Source organism: Sporosarcina soli (genome assembly GCF_042655805.1).
GTDB lineage: Bacteria > Bacillota > Bacilli > Bacillales_A > Planococcaceae > Sporosarcina > Sporosarcina soli.
Genome location: NZ_JBHSNO010000016.1, coordinates 212,674 through 233,999, shown reverse-complemented (window position 1 = coordinate 233,999; position 21,326 = coordinate 212,674). Strand labels below are relative to the sequence as shown.

The 21,326-nt window shown below is 38.7% G+C and carries 22 protein-coding genes and 3 riboswitches; of the genes, 19 read left to right on the top strand and 3 right to left on the bottom strand.

All coding sequences use genetic code 11. The annotated features are described in order from the left end of the window. Nucleotides 1-16: 16 nt before the first annotated feature. From ACFPRA_RS21795 to ACFPRA_RS21745, 11 genes are all read left to right on the top strand, one after another. On the top strand, nucleotides 17-931 hold the full coding sequence (locus ACFPRA_RS21795) for an aminopeptidase (RefSeq protein WP_381439418.1): 915 nt from the start codon (nucleotides 17-19) through the stop codon (nucleotides 929-931). A 1,442-nt stretch (nucleotides 932-2,373) separates the two neighbouring features. Beyond that, nucleotides 2,374-2,505: a conserved phage C-terminal domain-containing protein gene (locus ACFPRA_RS21790; RefSeq protein ID WP_381439416.1), complete on the top strand. Its 132-nt coding sequence runs from the start codon at nucleotides 2,374-2,376 to the stop codon at nucleotides 2,503-2,505. Nucleotides 2,506-2,793: 288 nt separating this feature from the next. Next, the gene (locus tag ACFPRA_RS21785) at nucleotides 2,794-3,789 is read left to right on the top strand and encodes a GNAT family N-acetyltransferase (protein ID WP_381439413.1); all 996 of its coding nucleotides are present in this window, start codon (nucleotides 2,794-2,796) and stop codon (nucleotides 3,787-3,789) included. Nucleotides 3,790-3,866: 77 nt separating this feature from the next. After that, nucleotides 3,867-4,838, top strand: coding sequence for an Rpn family recombination-promoting nuclease/putative transposase (locus ACFPRA_RS21780; protein WP_381439411.1), 972 nt, complete (start codon nucleotides 3,867-3,869; stop codon nucleotides 4,836-4,838). A gap of 321 nt (nucleotides 4,839-5,159) precedes the next feature. Then, a riboswitch (purine riboswitch) is annotated at nucleotides 5,160-5,261 on the top strand. A 269-nt stretch (nucleotides 5,262-5,530) separates the two neighbouring features. Then, the gene (locus tag ACFPRA_RS21775) at nucleotides 5,531-6,472 is read left to right on the top strand and encodes a nucleoside hydrolase (protein ID WP_381439410.1); all 942 of its coding nucleotides are present in this window, start codon (nucleotides 5,531-5,533) and stop codon (nucleotides 6,470-6,472) included. Nucleotides 6,473-6,517: 45 nt separating this feature from the next. Next, entirely contained in the window at nucleotides 6,518-7,774 is a 1,257-nt protein-coding gene (locus ACFPRA_RS21770) for a nucleoside permease (protein ID WP_381439406.1), read from the top strand. Nucleotides 7,775-8,134: 360 nt separating this feature from the next. After that, the gene (locus tag ACFPRA_RS21765) at nucleotides 8,135-8,329 is read left to right on the top strand and encodes a hypothetical protein (protein WP_381439403.1); all 195 of its coding nucleotides are present in this window, start codon (nucleotides 8,135-8,137) and stop codon (nucleotides 8,327-8,329) included. Between the two features lie 55 nt (nucleotides 8,330-8,384). Beyond that, nucleotides 8,385-8,654: a 30S ribosomal protein S14 gene (gene rpsN, locus ACFPRA_RS21760; protein WP_381439401.1), complete on the top strand. Its 270-nt coding sequence runs from the start codon at nucleotides 8,385-8,387 to the stop codon at nucleotides 8,652-8,654. A gap of 152 nt (nucleotides 8,655-8,806) precedes the next feature. Beyond that, complete coding sequence (locus ACFPRA_RS21755; RefSeq protein ID WP_381439398.1) at nucleotides 8,807-9,199, top strand: (2Fe-2S) ferredoxin domain-containing protein; 393 nt, start codon at nucleotides 8,807-8,809, stop codon at nucleotides 9,197-9,199. Nucleotides 9,200-9,214: 15 nt separating this feature from the next. Further along, nucleotides 9,215-10,204, top strand: a complete 990-nt coding sequence (locus tag ACFPRA_RS21750; protein WP_381439396.1) for a CobW family GTP-binding protein — start codon at nucleotides 9,215-9,217, stop codon at nucleotides 10,202-10,204. Nucleotides 10,205-10,346: 142 nt separating this feature from the next. Continuing rightward, the gene (locus tag ACFPRA_RS21745) at nucleotides 10,347-10,784 is read left to right on the top strand and encodes a DinB family protein (protein WP_381439393.1); all 438 of its coding nucleotides are present in this window, start codon (nucleotides 10,347-10,349) and stop codon (nucleotides 10,782-10,784) included. A gap of 158 nt (nucleotides 10,785-10,942) precedes the next feature. Here ACFPRA_RS21745 and ACFPRA_RS21740 read toward each other — a convergent pair whose 3' ends face one another. Beyond that, nucleotides 10,943-11,323, bottom strand: a complete 381-nt coding sequence (locus ACFPRA_RS21740; RefSeq protein ID WP_381439391.1) for a winged helix-turn-helix transcriptional regulator — start codon at nucleotides 11,321-11,323, stop codon at nucleotides 10,943-10,945. Between the two features lie 437 nt (nucleotides 11,324-11,760). On the opposite strand from ACFPRA_RS21740, the gene ACFPRA_RS21735 reads away from it, so the two are divergent. Continuing rightward, nucleotides 11,761-12,477 (top strand): 3-ketoacyl-ACP reductase, encoded by a 717-nt coding sequence (locus ACFPRA_RS21735; RefSeq protein ID WP_381439389.1) that lies wholly within the window; start codon nucleotides 11,761-11,763, stop codon nucleotides 12,475-12,477. Between the two features lie 252 nt (nucleotides 12,478-12,729). Then, nucleotides 12,730-13,551 (top strand): alpha/beta hydrolase family protein, encoded by an 822-nt coding sequence (locus ACFPRA_RS21730; protein ID WP_381439387.1) that lies wholly within the window; start codon nucleotides 12,730-12,732, stop codon nucleotides 13,549-13,551. 48 nt (nucleotides 13,552-13,599) lie between these two features. Here the strand turns inward: ACFPRA_RS21730 and ACFPRA_RS21725 are convergent, their stop codons facing one another. Together ACFPRA_RS21725 and ACFPRA_RS21720 are read right to left on the bottom strand one after the other, a co-directional pair. Further along, nucleotides 13,600-14,256, bottom strand: a complete 657-nt coding sequence (locus tag ACFPRA_RS21725) for a Crp/Fnr family transcriptional regulator (protein ID WP_381439384.1) — start codon at nucleotides 14,254-14,256, stop codon at nucleotides 13,600-13,602. Nucleotides 14,257-14,314: 58 nt separating this feature from the next. Next, entirely contained in the window at nucleotides 14,315-14,947 is a 633-nt protein-coding gene (locus ACFPRA_RS21720; RefSeq protein ID WP_381439382.1) for a Crp/Fnr family transcriptional regulator, read from the bottom strand. A gap of 168 nt (nucleotides 14,948-15,115) precedes the next feature. Here ACFPRA_RS21720 and ACFPRA_RS21715 point away from each other — a divergent pair, with 168 nt between their 5' ends. The 6 genes from ACFPRA_RS21715 to ACFPRA_RS21690 all read left to right on the top strand — a co-directional run bounded on the left by ACFPRA_RS21715 (nucleotide 15,116) and on the right by ACFPRA_RS21690 (nucleotide 21,017). Next, nucleotides 15,116-15,949 (top strand): alpha/beta fold hydrolase, encoded by an 834-nt coding sequence (locus tag ACFPRA_RS21715; RefSeq protein ID WP_381439380.1) that lies wholly within the window; start codon nucleotides 15,116-15,118, stop codon nucleotides 15,947-15,949. Between the two features lie 90 nt (nucleotides 15,950-16,039). Continuing rightward, nucleotides 16,040-17,185, top strand: a complete 1,146-nt coding sequence (locus ACFPRA_RS21710) for an FAD-dependent oxidoreductase (protein WP_381439378.1) — start codon at nucleotides 16,040-16,042, stop codon at nucleotides 17,183-17,185. 123 nt (nucleotides 17,186-17,308) lie between these two features. Next, nucleotides 17,309-18,316 (top strand): DMT family transporter, encoded by a 1,008-nt coding sequence (locus ACFPRA_RS21705; protein ID WP_381439376.1) that lies wholly within the window; start codon nucleotides 17,309-17,311, stop codon nucleotides 18,314-18,316. Between the two features lie 294 nt (nucleotides 18,317-18,610). Beyond that, nucleotides 18,611-18,697: riboswitch (cyclic di-GMP riboswitch) on the top strand. Nucleotides 18,698-18,820: 123 nt separating this feature from the next. After that, the gene (locus ACFPRA_RS21700; RefSeq protein WP_381439374.1) at nucleotides 18,821-19,195 is read left to right on the top strand and encodes a hypothetical protein; all 375 of its coding nucleotides are present in this window, start codon (nucleotides 18,821-18,823) and stop codon (nucleotides 19,193-19,195) included. A gap of 30 nt (nucleotides 19,196-19,225) precedes the next feature. Beyond that, entirely contained in the window at nucleotides 19,226-19,939 is a 714-nt protein-coding gene (locus ACFPRA_RS21695) for a hypothetical protein (protein ID WP_381439372.1), read from the top strand. A gap of 40 nt (nucleotides 19,940-19,979) precedes the next feature. After that, a complete protein-coding gene (locus ACFPRA_RS21690; RefSeq protein WP_381439368.1) occupies nucleotides 19,980-21,017 on the top strand; it encodes a methyl-accepting chemotaxis protein in 1,038 nt (345 codons plus the stop codon). 43 nt (nucleotides 21,018-21,060) lie between these two features. Then, nucleotides 21,061-21,160, top strand: a riboswitch (purine riboswitch). Nucleotides 21,161-21,326 lie beyond the last annotated feature (166 nt).

The window sequence follows — 21,326 nt, the reverse complement described above, 5'->3', positions numbered from 1 at the left end:
AAATTGGAGGAACATAATGAGCAAATTAACTGAAGTTGTCCGAATGATTTTAAAAAACAATTTTGATTTAGCTCCGAATGCCAAAATATTAGTACTTGGAGATACATCTAAAAGTGAATTAGCAAAAGATTTTTATCAGGCATTACTAGATTTGGATAAAAATGCATATTACATTGAAATGCCTGATCGTGAACGATCCGGTGAAGAGCCACCACCTGAGATTGCTGAGCTTTGGATGCAGCATTCAATTATATTCTGCATTACAAAGCATTCTTTGACACATACCCACGCTAGAAAATCAGCCAATAAGGCGGGTATTCAAGTTATTACAATGCCTGGTATTACTGCAGATATGTTTTTAAATGGCGCCATGAATGCCGACTATAGTCGCGTTGAGGTCGAGACGTTGGAAATGACGGACAAATTAACAAAAGCGACAAGTGTATCCATTTTTACTGGTGATGGAAAGTATTGTTTGGACGTGCCATTACAAGGAAGAATTGGTGTACCAAGTACAGGTGTATTTAAAACAAGTGGTGCTTCGGGCAATCTGCCATCAGGTGAAGCCTATATCGCACCTGTTGAATATCAATCTTCAGGCCAGATATTAATAAATGGTTCTATTGCTGGTATTGGCCTTGTAGAAGATCCAGTGCTATTAACAGTTGTTGAAGGACGTCTAGTAGAAGCTAGTGGAGAACAAGGGGCTGCATTATTATCGATACTAGGTAATGGTGAGGGGAGAACTTTGTGTGAGTTGGGCATTGGAACCAATCATGCTGCACGTATTACAGGCTTAATTTTAGAAGATGAAAAGGCTTACGATAGTATTCACATTGCATTTGGTTCAAATCATACATTTGGTGGAATAATCTCTACAAATGTGCATATAGATTGTGTAACAAAATACTCGAAATTTGTCTGGCACTAGAATATTTGATCTTCATTCAGCAAATATTTTGTACTGAAAGCGAAGCGGCAGCTACAGAAGACGCCCAACTCTATAGGTGATGAGTGTTTGCGGTTTTGTTTTCCTGTTCAGGGGGTGCGACTAGACTCCGGGTGGCAGCTGCTCGGGTCGCTTCAGACTTGGACTGCTCTCCAATAGTTAAACGATGTTTAACTATTAGGGGGGCAGTTTTTTTGTACTCCTTAGATCATTAAGTCTGCGCAAAGCGGTTGGTTTGATTGGTTTTGCAAATGGAAGAGTTTATGTATCCATAATACACTTTATATCCGTTGCCGTTTTTATGGCGATCATCATAAAACAAAATACTTGAGCCGAATTAATGAGCAGCATCGCTGGAGCTGTTGGTTTGTTAGGTGGATTGATCCTGCTCGTATTTCGGGACATTCATGGAGCGGCAATACGAGCAGGAGTTTGTGTAGCGTTGCTTTTCTATAATGGCACAAGAGCTGCTTAGTTTGCCAAGTGAAGTATGAACGTTCAGATTCCAAATAACGAATCGAGGGGGTTGACCTACTTACATCGTAGGTATAATAGAAAATGCCAGGTTCACACACGATTAGAGTGGTGTGAGAACCTGGCATTTTGCATTTAAGAAAATAAGTGTCACTAAGTTGTCCACTTACGCGAATGAATTGTCTATATAAAGGGTGAAGGCATCGTTCGTCTAGGCGCAAGACGTCGTGCTTTCCCCGGGAAAACGCGTTTGACATGACTGATTGAATAGATAAAGGGATCTGCAGTGCATTTATCTTCATTCAGCAGAAGACTTCCCCTCTATAGGTGGCGAGATGAATACGATTTTGTTTACCGTTTAGCGGGTGTTCAAACGCCCGTTGAACGAAGTATAGAAGGCAGTCTAAGTTCGCGACGTCCTAAAAGGAAAGTGCCTTAATTTCTGCAAAGATCGCAGAAATACGGCAAATCGAACCCTCCGCTGTTCGATTCGCAACGACTGCATGACCTACATCCTTTAGGCCCGCGGATGTCACAGATTTTGAAAGGAGTTAATCGAGCAAGCTCGATTCAAAATCTAGACGCAATTACGCCGAGGCGTAATTGATTTGTAAAAGAATCACCGCTTCCATTGCTTGTGATGCAAGTGGTTTTAGCGAGACCATTTTACCTTTGCAAATTTAGCTCATCTCGACGCATGTTCGGGATGGGCATAAGCGGGTTTACAAAATATATGACGAGTGGAGATTAGAAGAATTTCCATTCATGAAATGCAACAATTATCGACGGGACAATTTGTGTCATCGAAGAGTGCATCTTCAGCTGAAGGGGGAGTGCAGATTACCCTTTCTACAGAGGGCAACTTGCCCCTAGCAATAACCTAAAAGAATAAAAGAATTAAAAAAGAAACTGTCGAGAATGATCTCGACGTTGCGACTGCTATTGAATCTTTGAATGACAAAGCAAACAAGCAATTCAAAGTATCTTCCAAAGCGACAGCACGATTGGTGAAGGGACGTTTCTCTAAAGGGTACCCAGTTGCCCATTTCAAAAAGGTGGTAGATACGAAATTGAAAGAATAGTGGGATGATCCGCATTGACAGAAGTATTTATGTCCATACACATTATTCAATGCCACGGATTTCGAAAATTATTTGAAAGAATCAAGGGGAAGGTGTGAATGATAACGCATCATGAATGATTTATGTGACTTAGGAATTAATAAACAAAGTTAGAGGATTCATTTTTTGTCAAACGATATGCAATCCTCCGTGGTCTGAATTTACACTAAATTTATACTTAACACTTTACGAGAACTAACGTTCGTGTTATTTTGGATTGTAGTAAATGAAATACGGGGAGGCGAGAAAGTGAATATTACAGAGGATCTTATCCAATATTATTTGCCGTATTTTAATAGAAAAGAGGATCTAGAGAAAGCATTTATCTTTAAGGCATCAATATTTGATCAAAAGAAAAACTTTGCGTTTATTAAGAGCGCTGTTGAAGAACATTCAAGATTCTCTATTCAATGTAATCAAGAAGCAACAGGTGTTATTTATACAGACAAATATGAAATTTATTTTGCTATCTTACCAACTGGGGATTTTGTATATTACACAATAAATAACAAAACGAATAGAAAAGGTAACTATTGCAGAGTCATGAAGCTAGAATCAATTTATAATCATCTAATAAAGTTAGGTGTCCTTGATGAAAATATCTCATTCGAAGCCATTCTTAGCGATAATGTGATTGAACTATTTTCAATGGAACAACCACTAAATAGTGGATTAACCTTTGAGGAAGATGATTGGAGTAATATTTCACTTGATTCTTCAATGGTTGTTGACCAGGAGTTTTTTGTGATAAATGGGGGAGCAGAGATAATTCTTAATACAGAAGAAACCGAGAAGAGAATAGGTTATATATATTTTAGAATATACAATTCTAATCTATTGAATAAAAATCAACTATTGGATGCTGCGGATGCTGCATCTGGTGATGAAGTATGGCTAATGTCTATATTTACGAAACTATTTAAAGAAGAAATTGAAGGATGGAACCCTAAAATTCTTATGTTAAATACGATTTCAATAAAGCCAAATCATCGTAATAAAGGGTATGGGAAAGCTGCGATTAAAGAACTCATTCAATTATGTGAAATTTTAGAGATTGATTATATTATCTTAAAGCCTTCATCAATAGAGGAAGTTGATTATAGTGAAGAACATAAAGTAAAGCGCAAAAAAAATATTGAAAGATTAGCCTCTTTTTATGATCAATTAACATTCGATTCGTATATCTTGGAGGATGAAGAACCCGTTATGGTTTTGGAAGTGAATGATGCAGATTTTATACAGTAATAGTAGATAGAAATTTTTTCAGTCAAACTACAGAATAGGTATTGTAATCTCTTTTTTATTTCATAGATGCTATACTAATGATAACTGAAAATGAGGTGAATTTAGTCATGCGCTACAAAGTATTGAAGCGGATTTCATTGGACCGATTGATGGATCTGAAAGTTGACTATGCCTTTAAACAATTGTTCGGAAGTGAGAAAAACAAGGAAATCACCGTAGTGTTTCTAAATGCTATTTTGCAAAGAACCGGGTGGGACAGTATCAGAGATATCTCCTTTCAAAATATTGAAGCAGGCGGAGAGCATAAGGAAGACAAGCAGTCTCGATTAGATTTATTAGTCTTGACAAACTCAGGTGAATGGATCAATGTTGAAATACAATTTACCAATAAATACGATATGATTAAGCGCTCAATTTATTATTGGGCTGGCGTCTACCGTGCCCCAATGAAACCAAGAATGGGCTATAAAGAACTGCGTCCTGTCATTGCGATCAATATCCTAAACTTCTCTATATTTGATCAAACGGAAAGTTTCCATACGAGTTATCATCTATATGAGGATGAGGAAAATTTCAAATTGACGGATGCAATGGAATTCCACTTCATTGAAATGACGAAACTTATCCGTGACTGGAAAGGAAATAAGTTAAACCCATGGGATGATTTGCTTGCAAGATGGTTGTTATTATTGGGTATTGTCGATCATCGAAATGGGAAAGTCTATGAAGATATTTTCAAGGAACTGGAGGAGATTGCGATGAACGATGAAACTTTACGCACTGCCTTTCAAAGCTGGGAAACACTAAGTGGAAACCAGGAAGAGATGATCGCATATGAAGCCCGGATGAAACACGTTCTCGATGAAGAAGCTATGATACGCGAAGCGGAACTGCGTGAAATGGAGGCGCGGCAAGAAGGTCAGCAAGAAGAAAAAGAGAAGATTGCGCGCCGTCTTCTAGCAAAAGGGATGGAAATTCAAGATATAGTCGAAGCAACAGAATTATCTGAGGAGCAGGTTCTTTTGATCAAACAAAATTTAATCCAGTAGGTTAAAGGTATTATGTTCCCTGTGCCGGTTACTTCTTTTTGTCGGTGAGTAGGACAATCAATGCTCTGTGGAGAGAAATCTCTGCAGGGCATTTTTGTATTGGTGAGGTGAAGCGAAGGTGCATTGGTTATCCGATAGTGAAGGCGTTTAACTGCGATTATTGCGGGTAAATGAGAAGTATCAGAGTTAGCGCTAGATTGTTTCCCTAAAATAGCGTGGGAACCAGTAATATCCGAACGATTAATTATCAAAAAATAAAAACTTTCGTGTTTTCCATTGACGATTTCAAGATTTTAATGCTATAAATGTTAAGTTCAAAAAAACAAATAGAAGCTTATTGAATGTATATGCTTAAGAATATGGCTTAAGCGTTTCTACCTGGTGACCGTAAACTACCGGACTACATGAAAGAATGACTGGAAATCTATATTTGCTATTCACTACATTCCACTCCTTCTACATGTAAATCCGTAACCTGGGTAGATATCTATCCGGGTTTTTTGCATTTTACTCGAATATTAGGAAGGGGAAATTCCAGCACATATAAGAGTATCCTGAATCCTTTTAAAGAACCCTGGAATCGGAGAGACTTTAGAGAACTGTTTTGGAGAGGAATACTTCAAAACCATGGCAGTGAACCACACTTTTACTAACCAACAATTCAAATAAAATGAGAAGGATGCGAATTTGGAATGGCTAAAAAACATATTTACTTTAATCATGATGGTGGCGTCGATGATCTTATTTCATTATTTTTATTACTTGAAATGGATAATGTCGAATTGACGGGTGTATCGGTAATTCCAGCTGATTGTTATTTGGAGCCAGCGGTATTTGCAAGCCGAAAAATTATCGATCGCTTTGGCAACGGCGGCCTTGATGTAGCTGAGTCAAATTCACGCGGAAAAAATCCTTTTCCGAAAGATTGGCGCATGCACGCTTTCTATGTAGATGCACTACCGATTTTAAACGAATCTGGAAAAGTGATTACGCCAGTAGCAGAAAAGCCGGCACATCTTCATATGATCGATGCGATTCGAAATACTACAGAAAAAACGACTTTATTATTTACAGGACCTCTTACGGACCTTGCCCGGGCATTGGATGAAGCGCCAGAGATTGAAGAGAAAATCGAAAGGCTCGTTTGGATGGGCGGTACATTCCGTGAAGCTGGAAATGTGCACGAACCTGAACATGATGGAACGGCCGAATGGAATGTGTTTTGGGATCCCGAAGCCGCTGCTCGCGTATGGGAAACGAACATTGAAATTGATTTAGTCGCGCTCGAAAGTACCAATCAAGTACCGCTAACTCCAGATGTGCGTGAACGTTGGGCAAAAGAGCGTAAGTATATCGGGGTTGATTTCCTCGGACAGTGTTATGCGATGGTGCCGCCGCTCGTTCATTTTTCAACAAATTCTACCTACTATCTATGGGACGTCTTAACGACTGCGTTTCTCGGCAACAGTGACCTTGTGAAAGTACAAACGGTTAATAGTATTGTCATCACAGATGGACCGAGTCAAGGACGTACAGTGGAAACACCTGATGGCCGACCGGTGAATGTGGTTTATGACGTGGATCGCGATGCATTCTTCGATTACATGACGGAATTAGCAAAAAAAGCCCTATAATTCGAAAAGGGAAGCTTTGGCACTTACGCCTAGCAGGAGGAAAAAATGACAATTAAATCACGACTTAAAATAATGACTTTTATCCAGTTTTTTGTTTGGGGAAGTTGGCTGATTACACTTGGTTCATATATGATCAATACTTTACATTTTTCTGGCGCACAAGTTGGCGCCGTTTATGGCTCCTCTGGGCTTGCCTCGCTAATTATGCCCAGTCTTATCGGGATTATTGCTGACCGATGGATAAAAGCAAATCGATTGTATGGCATTTGTCATTTTCTTGGAGCGATTGCCTTATTGATCGCGGCACAAACTTCGAACCCAACCCTGATGTTTTGGGTGATGTTCTTTAACGCGATGGTTTATATACCGACGATTTCATTGTCTTATACCATTTCCTATTTCGGTTTAGAAAAAGAAGGACTCGATAGCACGAAAAACTTCCCATCTGTTCGGGTTTACGGAACCATTGGTTTTATTCTAGCGATGTGGACCATTAGTCTTGGCGGATTTGAGTTAAGTAATATCCAGTTATACATTGCAGCGGGGGCTGCCCTTTTACTTGCATTATTTTCATTGGTATTGCCTGATTGTACAATAGAAAACGTTAAGAAGGAAAAGTCGTTGGTCCATCTTTTAGGACTGGATGCGTTTGTCCTGTTTAAACAAAAGAAAATGGCCATCTTCTTCATCTTTGCTATGCTGATAGGTGCTGCACTGCAAATTAACCTAGCCTTTGCTGACCCGTTCTTGCATGACTTTGCATTAAATCCTGATTATAAAGAAAGTCTTGCAGTGAAATATCCGGCTATTTTATTATCGATCGGCCAGTTTGCAGAAGTGTTCTTTATTCTTGCCATACCGTTTTTCTTACGTAAATTCGGAATTAAAACGGTTATGCTGTTGAGTATGGCTGCGTGGACATTGCGGTTTGGTTTCTTGGCTTATGGAGACCCTTCCGGTGGAGGATTCATCCTATTACTGTTATCCATGATTGTCTATGGTGCCGCGTTTGACTTCTTTAATATTTCTGGATCGATTTTTGTAGAAAAAGAAGTGGATCGTCGAATTCGTGCGAGTGCACAAGGCTTATTTATGACAATGGTGAACGGAATCGGTGCCTATTTAGGTGCCGTGATTAGTGGGAAAATAGTGGATTATTTAACGGTTGACGGCGTAAAAGACTGGCAGCAGATCTGGTTAGTTTTTGCAGCCTATACCATTGTTCTCGGAATCATTTTTGCGATCAGTTTCAAATACAAACATGACGAAGATGCAACGGGTTCTGTCAATAGAGTTGCTTGATCAGTTTGATTTCGGGTTGCGTTTGATATAGAAGCTATAAAAAGCAGACATTTTCTCTTTTGGGGAAATGCTGCTTTTTTTGGTTTTAATAGCTGATCAAGCTTATGAAAAGAGGCGGAAAAGAATTTCTCCGTAATAATTGTAGTAACTATATTTGGAATCATTTTATCATTGAGGGGGAAGGTTCTTTACAAAGAGAATCAAAAAATTAAGGATTACATTTTCAAATTACAGAATAAAAACAGTTGCTAATAAAAAAAATTCTATGTATGATAAATAAACACGTAAATCGAAATCATTACTATTTACAAGGTGAGGGCTTCAATATTTTACAGTATGGATTGTTGAGGCGCGCGGTCGATGGACAATCTAGTTATCCACCCGGGGCAGATGAGGGTACGTTTGATTCTAAAGAATATGATTGTACTCGCTGTTTCTGATTTATTCTTTTATATTGGACTTTGGCTTGAAGTGTTTGTCGAGAATGCCGAAAAGACAATGAAAGGTCAGCATATCAAAATGATTCCGATCACACTTCATAGAGAAATGACGTAAAAAATTTTAAACGTTTTTAAATCGTAATGATTACTGATTAGAAGGAGGACATAAAATGGCGAAAAAGTCTAAAGTAGCAAAAGATAAAAGACAACGGGAGCTGGTTGCTCGTTATGCGTCGCTTCGTAAAGAGCTGAAAGAGAAAGGCGACTATGAATCGTTAAATAAGTTGCCAAAGAATTCTTCCCCAACACGGTTGAAAAATCGATGCGAACTGACGGGAAGACCAAGAGGGTATATGCGAAAATTTAACATGTCTCGCATTGCTTTTCGGGAGCTTGCCCATAAAGGCCAACTACCGGGTGTAAAAAAAGCAAGTTGGTAAACAGCCATCTAACGGGATTTTATTTCTACTGAAGTTTAATTTCAAAAAAATACTTTATCCGCTTAAGGATCTAGGTTGTCCGAAAAGGTTTAAAGAAACAATCATCGATTTTAAACCGTACTAACTAAGTGTTATATGGAGGGAAGACATATATGGCGACATGGGATTTAAGCAATGCGAAGCATCACGTCCTTATTTGCAACGGTAGCAGTTGCAATCAAGTCGGTGCAGAGGAGTTAACCCAAGCGATTCGAAAAGAAATTTCAGACCGTGAGCTAGATGATGTTATTCACACAACGCGTACTCGATGTAATGGAAGATGCCATGATAAATGTGTAGTCATCGACTATCCGAAAGGAACATGGTATAAGCATTTAACACCCGAGGATGCTCCCCTCTTTGTGGATTCGCTTTATGTCAATGAGGATTATATAGAGAAAGTAAGTCATTCATTTCGTGGACATGGTTTTGAACGTTCATCTGAAACCATCACTGGGATTTTTAAGGACAAAGAAAAAGTAAAGAAAGTATCAAAAATATTATAAATGGAGTCGAAAACAATGAATTTAATCAAACCAAACAAAATTCCAGTCACTATTCTGACTGGATATTTAGGCGCCGGGAAAACCACACTTTTAAATCGCATACTAACTGAAAAGCATCATCAAAAGGTTGCTGTCATTGTCAATGAGTATGGAGAAGTTGGGATAGACAATCAACTCGTTGTGGATGCTGATGAGGAAATCCTAGAAATGAACAATGGCTGTATCTGCTGCACAGTTCGTGGAGATTTAATGCGTATTCTGCGAACGCTTGTGTTTTCAATGGAGCAAGGTAATGTGAAATTTGATCGAGTTTTAATCGAAACAACGGGGCTTGCTGATCCGGCACCTGTTGCCCAGACCTTTTTTATGGATGAGTTACTTTCCGAAAAATTTGTAGTCGATAGCATTATCACTGTAGTAGACAGTAAACATGTTACTAGGCATTTGGATGGTCATGATGAGGCACAAGAGCAAATTGCTTTCGCTGATGTAATCATTCTCAATAAAACAGATTTAGTATCTGAGGACGCTCTGAATTTATTGGAGAGAAGACTGACCAATATAAATCCTGCTGCTAAGCGATTGCGTGCCAATAACTGTAATATAAATTTAAAAGATATTTTAGGAATTAACACATTTGATGTGAAGCGCAAACTTGAAATTGACCCCCATTTCTTAGAAGATCATCACCATCACCACCATGATGATAGAGTGTCATCGATTGCCTTTAGGGAAGAGAAACCGTTGGATATGGAAAAAGTAGATCAGTGGATGAGTTATCTAGTGCAAGAAAAAGGGGAAGATTTATTACGATATAAGGGTATTCTTCACGTTCAAGGAATGGATGAAAGAATAGTTTTTCAAGGACTTCATATGTTGTTTACAGGAAGACCAGATCGGAAATGGAAAGAGCGTGAACCAAGATTAAGTGAACTTGTTTTTATTGGAAAAAACTTAAATAAAGATGAGCTAGAGCAACAATTTAAAAATTGCATTGCGAACTGATAGTAGTTATTGAATGAAGGAGTTCATAAAATTGAGGCCATGTTTTCATTGGCCTACATTCTAGATTAGTCCATTTGAATATTGAATAGTTTACTTCATTAAAGAGGAGAGGATTCTAATCGCAACGATACAACAATTAAGATTGGCGCGTATGCATACGATAGGGCGCGTGAAGCGGATTGAAGATGCCAAGTGGAATGTTCAACCTGGAGAATTCAATAATAATATTCGATGGCATGTAGGTCATATTTTCGTGACGATGGAAACTTTTATCCAACAAGCTATACCGGCTTATGAAATTGTGCACCCTGAATGGGTTCCGTTATTTATAGATGGGACGAGCCCAGCGGACTGGGGAGATGATGCGCCGACAAGTGATGTGTTACTAGCGGCAATTCGTGACCAACTCGATAGAATCACGAATTTTCTAGAGGGGAAAATGGTAGGAGATGCGGCAGAACCATTAGTTATTGGGGAGGATATAATGACGATTGCTGACATAGATGATCTCGTTCAATTCATTGCTTGGCATGAAGGTGCCCATGCAGGTGTTATTTACGCACTTGGAAGGGTTAGTTAAATTGAAGAAACGTATTGAATTTTGAATTATTTTAGAATCTGGAACTCGAAATCATATAATGTGAGAGAAAACCATCTTTCATGCCATCAATGATGAGGGATGGTTTTCTTCTCGGGTATGTATTTGGCTAAACGTATAGGTAACTCAAGTTCTTTTGATCACTCCAAATAAGCATTTTCCTGTTTGATTTGTTCGATCCGTTTTTTGCCCCAATCATACATCATCTCAACGATGGGTAATAATGTCATCCCAAGTTCAGTCATGGAATACTCGACTTTCGGAGGAACTTCTGGAATCACTTCTCGATGTACAATTCCATCTTCTATCAGGTCACGTAATTGATTGGTTAATACTTTATGGGATATCTTTGGGAAAAGACTTTGAAGTTCGCTGAATCGATGTGTGCCTTCTACACCTAAATGCCACAGGATTACCACTTTCCATTTCCCACTAATAATCGATAAGGTAAGTTCTTTTTCACAATGATAATCATGATTTAGTATTCGTTCTTGGATCTCTTTTCTTAATGTATCTGACATGAGTAATAACTCCTTTTTTAACTTGATTCAGCAGAAGTCCCCCACTTCCATAAGTGGCGGGATGAATGCCAGAAGGCATTTCAATCAGAGGGAGCCCAAACTCCCTGCTGATTCAAGTTAAGCCTCCGGCGGATGTCACAGATTTTGAAAGGAGTTAATCGAGCTTGCTCGATTCAAAATCTGGACGCAATTACGCCGAGGCGTAATTGATTAGTGGTAACCGTTCGGTAACCTCCGCACAAAAAAGTGCATTCTTCACAACGTAGAAAACCTTAGGTAGAATGAAGTTAGTCTTAAAGACGAATCATTTCCGAGTAAAACGGCTTAATTCATTATACCATCAGAACGGTTTTATCCACTCGGGTATTAATTTTAAAAAGTTTAACACACATGATTTCGTCAATCATAAATCAATTTTAGCTAAAGGAGAGAAATACATGCAAACAATTGCAGGAAAAGTGGCGTTAATTACAGGAGCGGGACGTGGAATCGGACGTGCAACAGCCCTAGCTTTTGCACAGGAAGGTATTCACGTAGGGCTTGTTGGGCGTACGCTTGAAAATTTACAACAAGTTGCAGAAGAACTGAAACAATATGATGTGAAGGTAGCAATTGCTGCGGCGAATGTAGCAGATTTAGATTCAATTACAGCAGCTGTTGAATCGATTCGTGGCGAGCTTGGGGCAATCGATATTTTAGTGAATAATGCCGGCATTTCAAAATTCGGTAACTTCATGGACTTAACGCCTGAAGAATGGACAAATATTATCGATGTCAACGTAAAAGGTGTGTACTACACAACTCGTGCAGTATTACCGGAAATGATGGAGCGCAACACAGGAGACATCATTAACATTTCCTCAACAGCTGGTCAAAAAGGGGCACCTATCACAAGTGCATACTCGGTTTCAAAAGCTGCAGTGATCGGGCTCAGTGAGTCATTAATGCTTGAAGTACGTAAGAAAAATATTCGCGTTACAACGCTAACGCCAAGTACGGTAGCAACAGATATGGCTGTTGAGCTAAACCTAACAGATGGTAATCCAGAAAAAGTGATGCAAGCAGAAGATTTAGCGGACTTAATGGTTGCCCAGCTGAAACTTCATCCACGTGTTGTCTTAAAACATGCAGGCCTTTGGTCAACGAACCCTTAATAAAGAGCTATTCGAAATAGCAAGACGCCATCCGATGTAGTGGGTATGGCGTCTTTTTTTGCACCTTTCGTTGTCGCAACGGTTGCCGTCAAAATCTAGCATACAGTTTCATAGCCCATCTGATGTAATGCGAGTAATTTTAATAATGTTATTATTATGAAGTATTTGAATTGTGGGCTAGTAAAACTTGCCCTATATGTTTTAGAATTACTCATGATTCAAATTCAATTACAAAATCAGGAGTTGAGTGGGATGAAATCTGTTACTAAAAGAAAAGTGAAAAGGATTCAGTATGGAGAAGAGGCAAACCAATTTGGGGATTTGCGCATACCAGAAGGGGAAGGTCCATTTCCGGTCGCAATTGTGATTCATGGCGGTTTTTGGAAGGCTCATTTTGAACTGGAGCATATGAATGCATTTGTGAATGCCCTAACAGAAAATGGGATAGCTACTTGGAATATTGAATATCGACGTGTGGGACAAGAAGATGGCGGTTGGCCAAATACGTTTCTTGATAGTGCAAAAGCGGCGGACTTTGTCAGGACTTTGGCCAAATCCTATCCTCTGAACACGGAATCGGTAATTACAATCGGGCATTCCGCTGGTGGACATCTTGCCTTATGGCTTGCGGCAAGGCATAATCTTTGTTCAGATAGCAATCTGACAAGTACAGAAGACGCTGTAAAGATAAAAGGGGTGATTAGTCTTGCCGGTGTAAGTGATTTGGCGTTAATGCATGATATCCATCAATGGAAGGATACGGCGTTCGGAATTATTGATAATCCTACAAAGGACTTGATGGGTGGATCGCCTGAGAATTATCCGTATCGCTATGAGCAAGGTTCTCCAAAATCCCTTTTACCAATTGGTGTTCCGCTTGTTCTTATTCACGGTAGCCTGGATGTGAATGTACCGATTGGGATGAGTGAGCTATTCGAAAAGACTGCCAAATCAGCCGGAGACACAGTTCGTTTTATCCCCATACCTCACGCTGAACATTTCGAATTGATTGTTCCTGATTCAGGGGCATGGCCAGTAATCCTGGACTCATTCAATAGTCTTCTGAATGATTAATCGTAAAAGAGAGCACGTGTGGTTAACCATCGTACTCTCTTTTTTCTTTTAAACACCCAATAATAAATAATCCAGATTATAAGGCATTGTCGTATTGATTGACTGTAGGTCTTTTAACTTCTGCAACTCCTTCACTTGTATACGATTATTAGAAATATCGACTATTCCTCTTCTTTTCCAATTATTTAAAGTCTTATTCACACTAATTCGGGAGACGCCAATATAATTTGCCAAAGTCGTCTGGTTCAAGGGGATATCTTCGCCATTTTCTTTAATAAGTTTGATAAGAAAATGAGCAATTTGTTGTTCTGCCGGACTGGATGTAAATGATAGCACCTCAGCAACTATCCTAAATTTAAATAGCAGTGATTTAGTAAATATATGTTTTGCATCAGGAAAGGCATTGCATATTTGTGTGAAAGCGCTATCAGAAAAGTAGTAGATGATGCAAGAATTCACGGTACATGCAGTCGTTAAGTAAGGGTCATTATATAGGCCGTCTTCTCCAAAGAGCATCCCCACTGGAACATAATTGATAGTTCTTTCAAGACCATCAGGAAATGAGACGGAAATTCTAATATTGCCTTCGCTTAAGTAATAGAATCCTTTTCCTTCATCCTGTTGATGATAGATATAGGTGTTTTTTTCTACCGCTAATCTTTGTCCAAATTGTAGATATGGTTGCCACGAGTATCGTAACTCCATTACAAAACCTCCCTTGTAAACTATCTTGAAGCCCGGCTCATTAACATGAGAATCTTTTTTAGGAATAGCTATCTGCAAGTCCCCGTAATGCACTCACATTCTTTATGATCAATGAATGACTCATCGTCTCGATATAACCTTTTTCTCTCCAATCCTTCATGACCTTATAAATTGTCACACGAGTAAGACCTGTGCATTTGATTAGGTCTTTTTGTGATAAGAAGATTTTTAACTGCTTGAAATCCTCATAAATATTAAGGATCAACCTTGCCAATTGCTTTTCCGAAGGTAAATTATTGAAGTGGATACTATCTATCAGGCATCTCATTTGGCTCTTGACAGTTCCCAAAAATAAACGATGGGCATGCGGATATTTGTGGATAATCTCATTTACTACTTCACAAGGGAAAAAATATAATACTGAGTCTTTAATGGTTTCGGTTGATGAAAAGTGAACGATCTGATCCATCGCTTGCACACCGATTAACTGTTGTGGTAAAGAGATATTTACAAGAATCTCCTCTCCTTTTGTATTGATGGAAGTTGCCTTTACCAATCCTTTTTCGATATAATAGATTCCTTTTCCAATCTCCCCTTTTTTATATACAAAGGAATTTTCTTTAAAGAACAACCTTTCCCCATATAAAGAAAAATCTTTCCAGTAACTATGATTATCAAAGATAATTGGCACTGTTTTTCCCCTTTCTTATTTTTTTTAAAACGGTTAAATGGTTTACAACACTCCGAATATTCTTAAAGTAAAGTTAATACAAGAAAACGTGAAAGTCAATCACTCATATTGTAAGAGATAAACTTTCCGTTCCCTTAAAATCAAATGAAAGAAATGGAGACGATGTTCATGTTGAAAGAAGAAAAAAGTGCTATGGAATCAATTATAATGAATGGTTGCGAAATAACGTATGATATCCACGGAAATGCAGAGGGTCCTGTATTGCTGTTATTGTCCGGTTGGTGTCAGGATCATAGACTCTTCGACCCAGTGGTTCACTTGCTAGCAGAACAACATAAAGTGGTCCGCATGAATTGGAGGGGCCATACGGATCCTTTATCTAGATTGGAGGACTTCGGTGCTAAAGACCAGGCCGACGATGTTATTGCCGTATTGAATGCGTTGGATATCGAACAAGTTATTCCGATATCCACGTCGCATGGTGGTTGGGCTAATATGGAAATCACTGATCGCCTAGGAACGGACAGAGTACCTCAGAGTGTAGTGATCGATTGGATCATGACTGAGGCAGGGAAAGAATTTATCAAAGACTTGCAAGATATGCAAAATCCCGAACAGTGGTTTTCAGGTAGACAAAATATATTTAACCATTGGCAAGGTGTTAGTACTAATCGTGCTGTCAAAAACCATCTTAATAAGGAAATGGCCAGTTTCGGCTACGATATGTGGGAACGTTCCTGCCGAGTAATCGAAGAATCATATCAAAAATGGGGTTCGCCGCTTAAACGGATGGCGGCTCTAAAAGAGAAGCGTCCTATTGTGCATATCTACTCACAGGCTGCGGAAGATGGTTACGAAGAATTGCAAAGTCGATTTGCGGAGCAGAACACTTGGTTTGATTTTAAGATGATCCCAGGCGAAACACATTTTCCTACCCTTGAATCACCGGAAAAAGTTGTGGAACATATCAAAGAATATCTTTCAATCTCTAATCTTATATAGTCCTATCCTCACATCCCAATATTATTTCCCGGGAAAATATTGGGATTTCTTCTTTATTTCCTATAAGAAATTTTATAAGGAGGCATTAAAATGGCAAAAAAAAGAGTAAGTATTGCTGGGGCAGGATTATCAGGTTTAACTTTGGGAATAGCACTAGCTCAACGTGGTTGGGATGTACAAATATTTGAAAGATCTTCGGAACTTAGAGAAATTGGGGCGGGGCTTTATTTGTGGGAAAATGGATTGAAAGTATTGGAATCGATTGACGTGTTTGATGAAGTATGTCAGAACGTGGAGTTTATTCAGAGTTTAAACATGATGGATGAAACACAAGATGTATTGCATTCCACAGTATTCAGCGAAGAAAATCGCTTCTGTGTGATACCGCGTAAAGAGATTCATAGTGCTCTAGTAAGGAAGGCCCAGGAGTTAGGTGTGCGGATAGAGACGGATGCTCGTGTGATATCAGCGGCTTCGTCAGGAACGATTACATTGGCTAATAGGGAAATAGTGAAAGCGGATTTAGTAGTAGCAGCAGATGGCATCAACTCAAGAATTCGAAATTCGATTCATATTGAGTGTACGGTTGAAAAAGTAAGTAATGGAGCATTAAGAGCTTTAATACCAAAAACAGATGCAGATGAGATAGGAATCGCAATGGAGCATTGGAATGGTTTCCGCCGAATTGGGATAGCTCCATCTACAGATCAATATCGGTATGTATATTTGACATCGCCATCTACAGATAGCGAAGGACTTTCTGATCCTATTAATAAAGATGCTTGGCTTTCATCATTCCCCCACCTGAAATCTGTCATAGAACGTATCGATTATTTAAGATTAGATCAATACTTCTACTATATTTACCTAAAAACCTGGTCGGCAGGGAAAGTGGCGATTCTTGGCGATGCTGCGCATGGAATGGAGCCTAATTTAGGACAAGGGGCAGGAGTTAGCATGACAAGTGCGTTGGAACTTGCTAAACAACTGGAGAACGATGATATAGAGACAGCCCTTAAAAATTGGGAAGATATTATGAAACCGATTGCAGATAAGACTCAAATTTGGTCAAAAATATACGGGGCTGCTGCCTCAAATTGGCCTGCAGAATTAATGCATATTCGTTCGGAAACCGTAAAAATGGCCATGGCATCTGAAAATATTGATTATATGCTAGGTACTGCCGCAAGACATGTGACAGGATCAAGTATATGCCCAACAGTTGGTTCAAAATAAATTATATGATTTTACTTTATTCAGGATAGTCAGTACCAGAATGAAAACAAGGATAGGTTAAGGTGCGGCGACTCTGTGAAAAATTGTATAACCTTATATGACAATGGAGAGGTGGACAATAATATGGAGAAAAGTGGATTAGGGCAGCCTATGATTTCTAATTCTGATTTGAAAAAACAACAACTTACGGGAATATTAATAGTACTGTTCGCATCAGCACTCTTTTCGAGCCTAGGAACCTTGACCAATATTGCATATGAAGCTGGTGTGAGTCCAATCGCTTTTGGGGCATGGAGAGAAATCTTTGGGGCCATCACGATGTGTGTACTTCTCATATTCGGAGTAGGCCGCCAACGGAATCAGAAAAAAGTGTTGTCGAATATTCCTCGATGGCAATGGAGGAATTTGTCTATTGCGGCATTGGCTTTTATGTCCTATAGTTTAGCAATTTTTTACGCATTCGTTCATTTAACAGTAGCATTGGCATTTCTATTATTTTATATCTACCCAGCAATCGTGACGTTGATCAGTGCTGTTACGGGACGTGAAATGCTAAATAAGCAAAAAATCATCGCACTGTTATTTGCTCTGGGTGGGAGCAGTCTCGCTGTCGTTGGGCAAATGTTTGGGGAAGAAATGAGGTTTGATTGGCTTGGTATTGGATTAGCACTCTTTGCCGCAATTGGAATGTCCGTCTATTTTCTTGTCGGTCGTAAAGGTTATCCGAGCGTTCCTGCATCGTATGCTACGACAATTTTCCTCATTGCTGCCGGAACGGTATTCGCGACTATGGGGTTTATTTTCGGGGAAAAGGAGGCTATTCTCCAACCGTTTCATGATGCTTCACTTTGGCCGATATTGATCTTTGCTGGTGTTGTAGCGGCAGCACTTCCCACTATGTTGCTGTTAACGGGTATAAGAATGATAGGGGCTTCCAAAGCTTCGATTTTGGCGATATTCGAACCGGTCATGGGAGCCATACTAGCAGCTATTGTCTTGGGGCAAAATCTTTATTTTATACAAATAGTCGGAGGAATTCTTATTCTTAGCGCTGCATTTCTATTGCAACGTAATTCCGATTCACAGGATATTGAATCTACTGTAAGCCCTCAAGTGATTAAGACATCGTAGAATAGACTGAATATTCAGTTTTATAATAGGCTATTGAAGCATAAATACAAGGCAATCCGTTGATTCACATCAAATTGGATTGCCTTTTTATGATGTTTGAACATATGGAACTAGGCGGCGAGCAATCCCCCTTTAAATTTATTTGTTCTTACCAATGTAGCTTAGAAAGTGAGTAGAAATACCCTTAGGAATATGGAGTTTTTCAGTCTAAGGGACTAATATGGAAAAAATTATACAAGTAGTTTATACTACTATATTGATAGGTTAATGTGATATTCCGATTACTTCTCTTTAAATTGAAAAAGGCAAACTTATCGAAAGATAAGGACGCAAAGCTACGAGTCTAAAATCCTCTTGGAAAATGATAGTCGGGTTGCCAAGATAAGAAGTGGTTATTTGGCTGCCCCTAATTTTTGGTCGGGGTAGTTTTTTCATGTAGAAGAAGTGCTGGAAGATTACAATATCAGTTGTTAAAAAAATTAGTAATAGAGGAGGAGATTAAAGATGTTAGTTGTTGATGAGCCAAAATATAAAATGGCAATTTATGAGGCAAAGAAAGAAGTACATGTTCAGGTAATAGGGTTTATTAAAGAAGATCTTGTAGCGGAATATTTAAAGGATTTACAAGAAACCGTAGCAAAAGTTCCAAAAAATGCGTATACGTTTGTAGTGGACGGAACTTACCAATCACCTCTTCCTTCAAAAGTTTCAGCAGGACTAGGGGAAACGATCATGTTTTATGCTTCACTTGGCTTTAAAGATAATGTGATCGTAAATCCTAAGTCTAAAATTGCTCAAGTACAAGTTCGAAATGCGCTAGAGACCATTGATTTTCCAGGAACGGTAGTCGATCATGTTTCTGAAACAACTTTGCGCTAACGTTAATCAAATTTTGAAAGGAACATCACGATGCAGACACTAGAAGATTTATATGTATATGACATTCTTACAGAGGACCAACCAGATTTAATAGAAAAGGCAGCAGCATGTTTGGCAAGCACATTCATTGGAGTGGATGTTGCTGGTAATTGGGTGCAAGAACCGATAATCGGGTATGCGTTACAATTACCTTACGAAGATTTCTATCAATTTACGAAGGAATATATCGAGTCAATTGCTCACCAAGGCTACTGTGCTGTTGCGTTAGATAGCGAACGAAATGTCGTAGGCGCGTTAGTCGGGGATACGAAGGCTCTTGAAATCATCGAAGACGATATTTTTGAAGGTACATTTGCTGACATGAATGTAGTCATGCGTGTATTAGCGGATATCGATACACGTTTCCTAGATGATTATAAAAAACGTTATGGAAAAGATCCGGAAGACGGAGAGGTATTGCATTTATTTTTATTAGGTGTCATCGCTGAGTATGATCGTCATGATATTGTACAAAGATTAGGCGATCTGTTAATAAAGAAAGCAACAGAAGAAGGCGTAAGACTGGTGTTAGGTGAAGCAACAAATCCGAAGTCAATACGTTTGATGGAAAAGTTTCACGGCTTGACGAAATATAAAGATGTAGAAGGAAACTTTATTGTCCATACATATGAAAATAATGAGAGACTAAGCAATATTCCATCGACTGTAGCAGATGGAATTTATATCATTGTAAGAGAGCTGTAAAATTTCGGCATTAATGTTAATAGAATAGGAGATTATTTTTATGGAAACTATCTTGCTGGGAATAGTAGTCGTTTTATTATGTACATCTTTGTATTTTGCTTACCAATATTTTGCGCTTAAACGTCGTTCACCTATAAATAATGAGGATATAAACGAAATGGGGGAACGATCAGCAGATCAGGTTAGTGAGCAGTTTCAGTTATATGCAAAAACTGTGAATGAAAAAGCTGGAAATCTTACGGAATACGGGGAATACGCAACTGAGAAGGCTGATATTGTTAGGGCTGCAATAGATGAGGTAGGTAAAGGATTAAAAAAGCAATTAGTGGCCACTGAAGAGACTTCTACTTCTATCGTAGACATAACAGAGGCGATTGAAGAACTATCGATAAGGTCAAACCAAATTTCGGAACAATCGAATACGACGTTAGAATTAACACAAGACGGTAACGAAAAGTTAAAAGATTCGATGGAGAAAATGGAGCAATTTAATCAAACAATTAATACCACATTTAGTGCAATCAATGTACTTGGAGAAAAATCGCATGAAATTGGTAACATTGTTAAAGTAATTACGGGGATTTCAGAGCAAATTAATTTATTAGCATTGAACGCAGCGATTGAAGCGGCTCGTGCAGGTGAGCACGGAAAAGGGTTTGCGGTAGTTGCTGATGAAGTTCGTAAATTAGCTGAACAATCACGTCAGTCGTCTTCTGAAGTGTCGAATATTGTGAGAAATATTCAAGAAGAGACGGACAAAGTTGTCCTATCCATGGGGCAGGGAACAAAAGAATTTGAACAAACCAATACAACGATTACAGAAATTGGGGAGATGTTCGAAAAGATTGTAGCTACTACAAAAATTATTGCTGAAAATAATGCGAATTCATCTGCAAGTACGGAAGAATTATCTGCAGGCTCACAACAAATCGCGGCGACAATTCAAGAAGTTTCCTTCATTTCCAGAGAATCAGTTGAAATGTTTGAAGAACTCGTTGAGATTAGCGATGATGAATTAGATACAATGGAAAATTTAGTTCAAGAAGCAAAAACACTTATAGAGCTAAAAGAGGCTTAAGACAAAAGTTTGTTCTTGACATGAAAATAATACAATAAAACTAAAAGATGTCTCGTTATCATTTCGTATCACTCCAATAATATGGATTAGAGGTCTCTACTAGGAACCTGAAATTCCTGATTACGAAGAAAGTGCAAAATTTGTATTTTCTTCGTAATCAGGAACTTTTTTTTATTTGAAATCAGTAGCATTATCCACCCAATGTTCATAAATTGTGGAGGAGTGTATCTGGACTATTGGTAGATGCACTTATTACTCAGTTATTTTAGCTTATTCATATTTGGGCTCGTAGCACATCTTGTTAATATA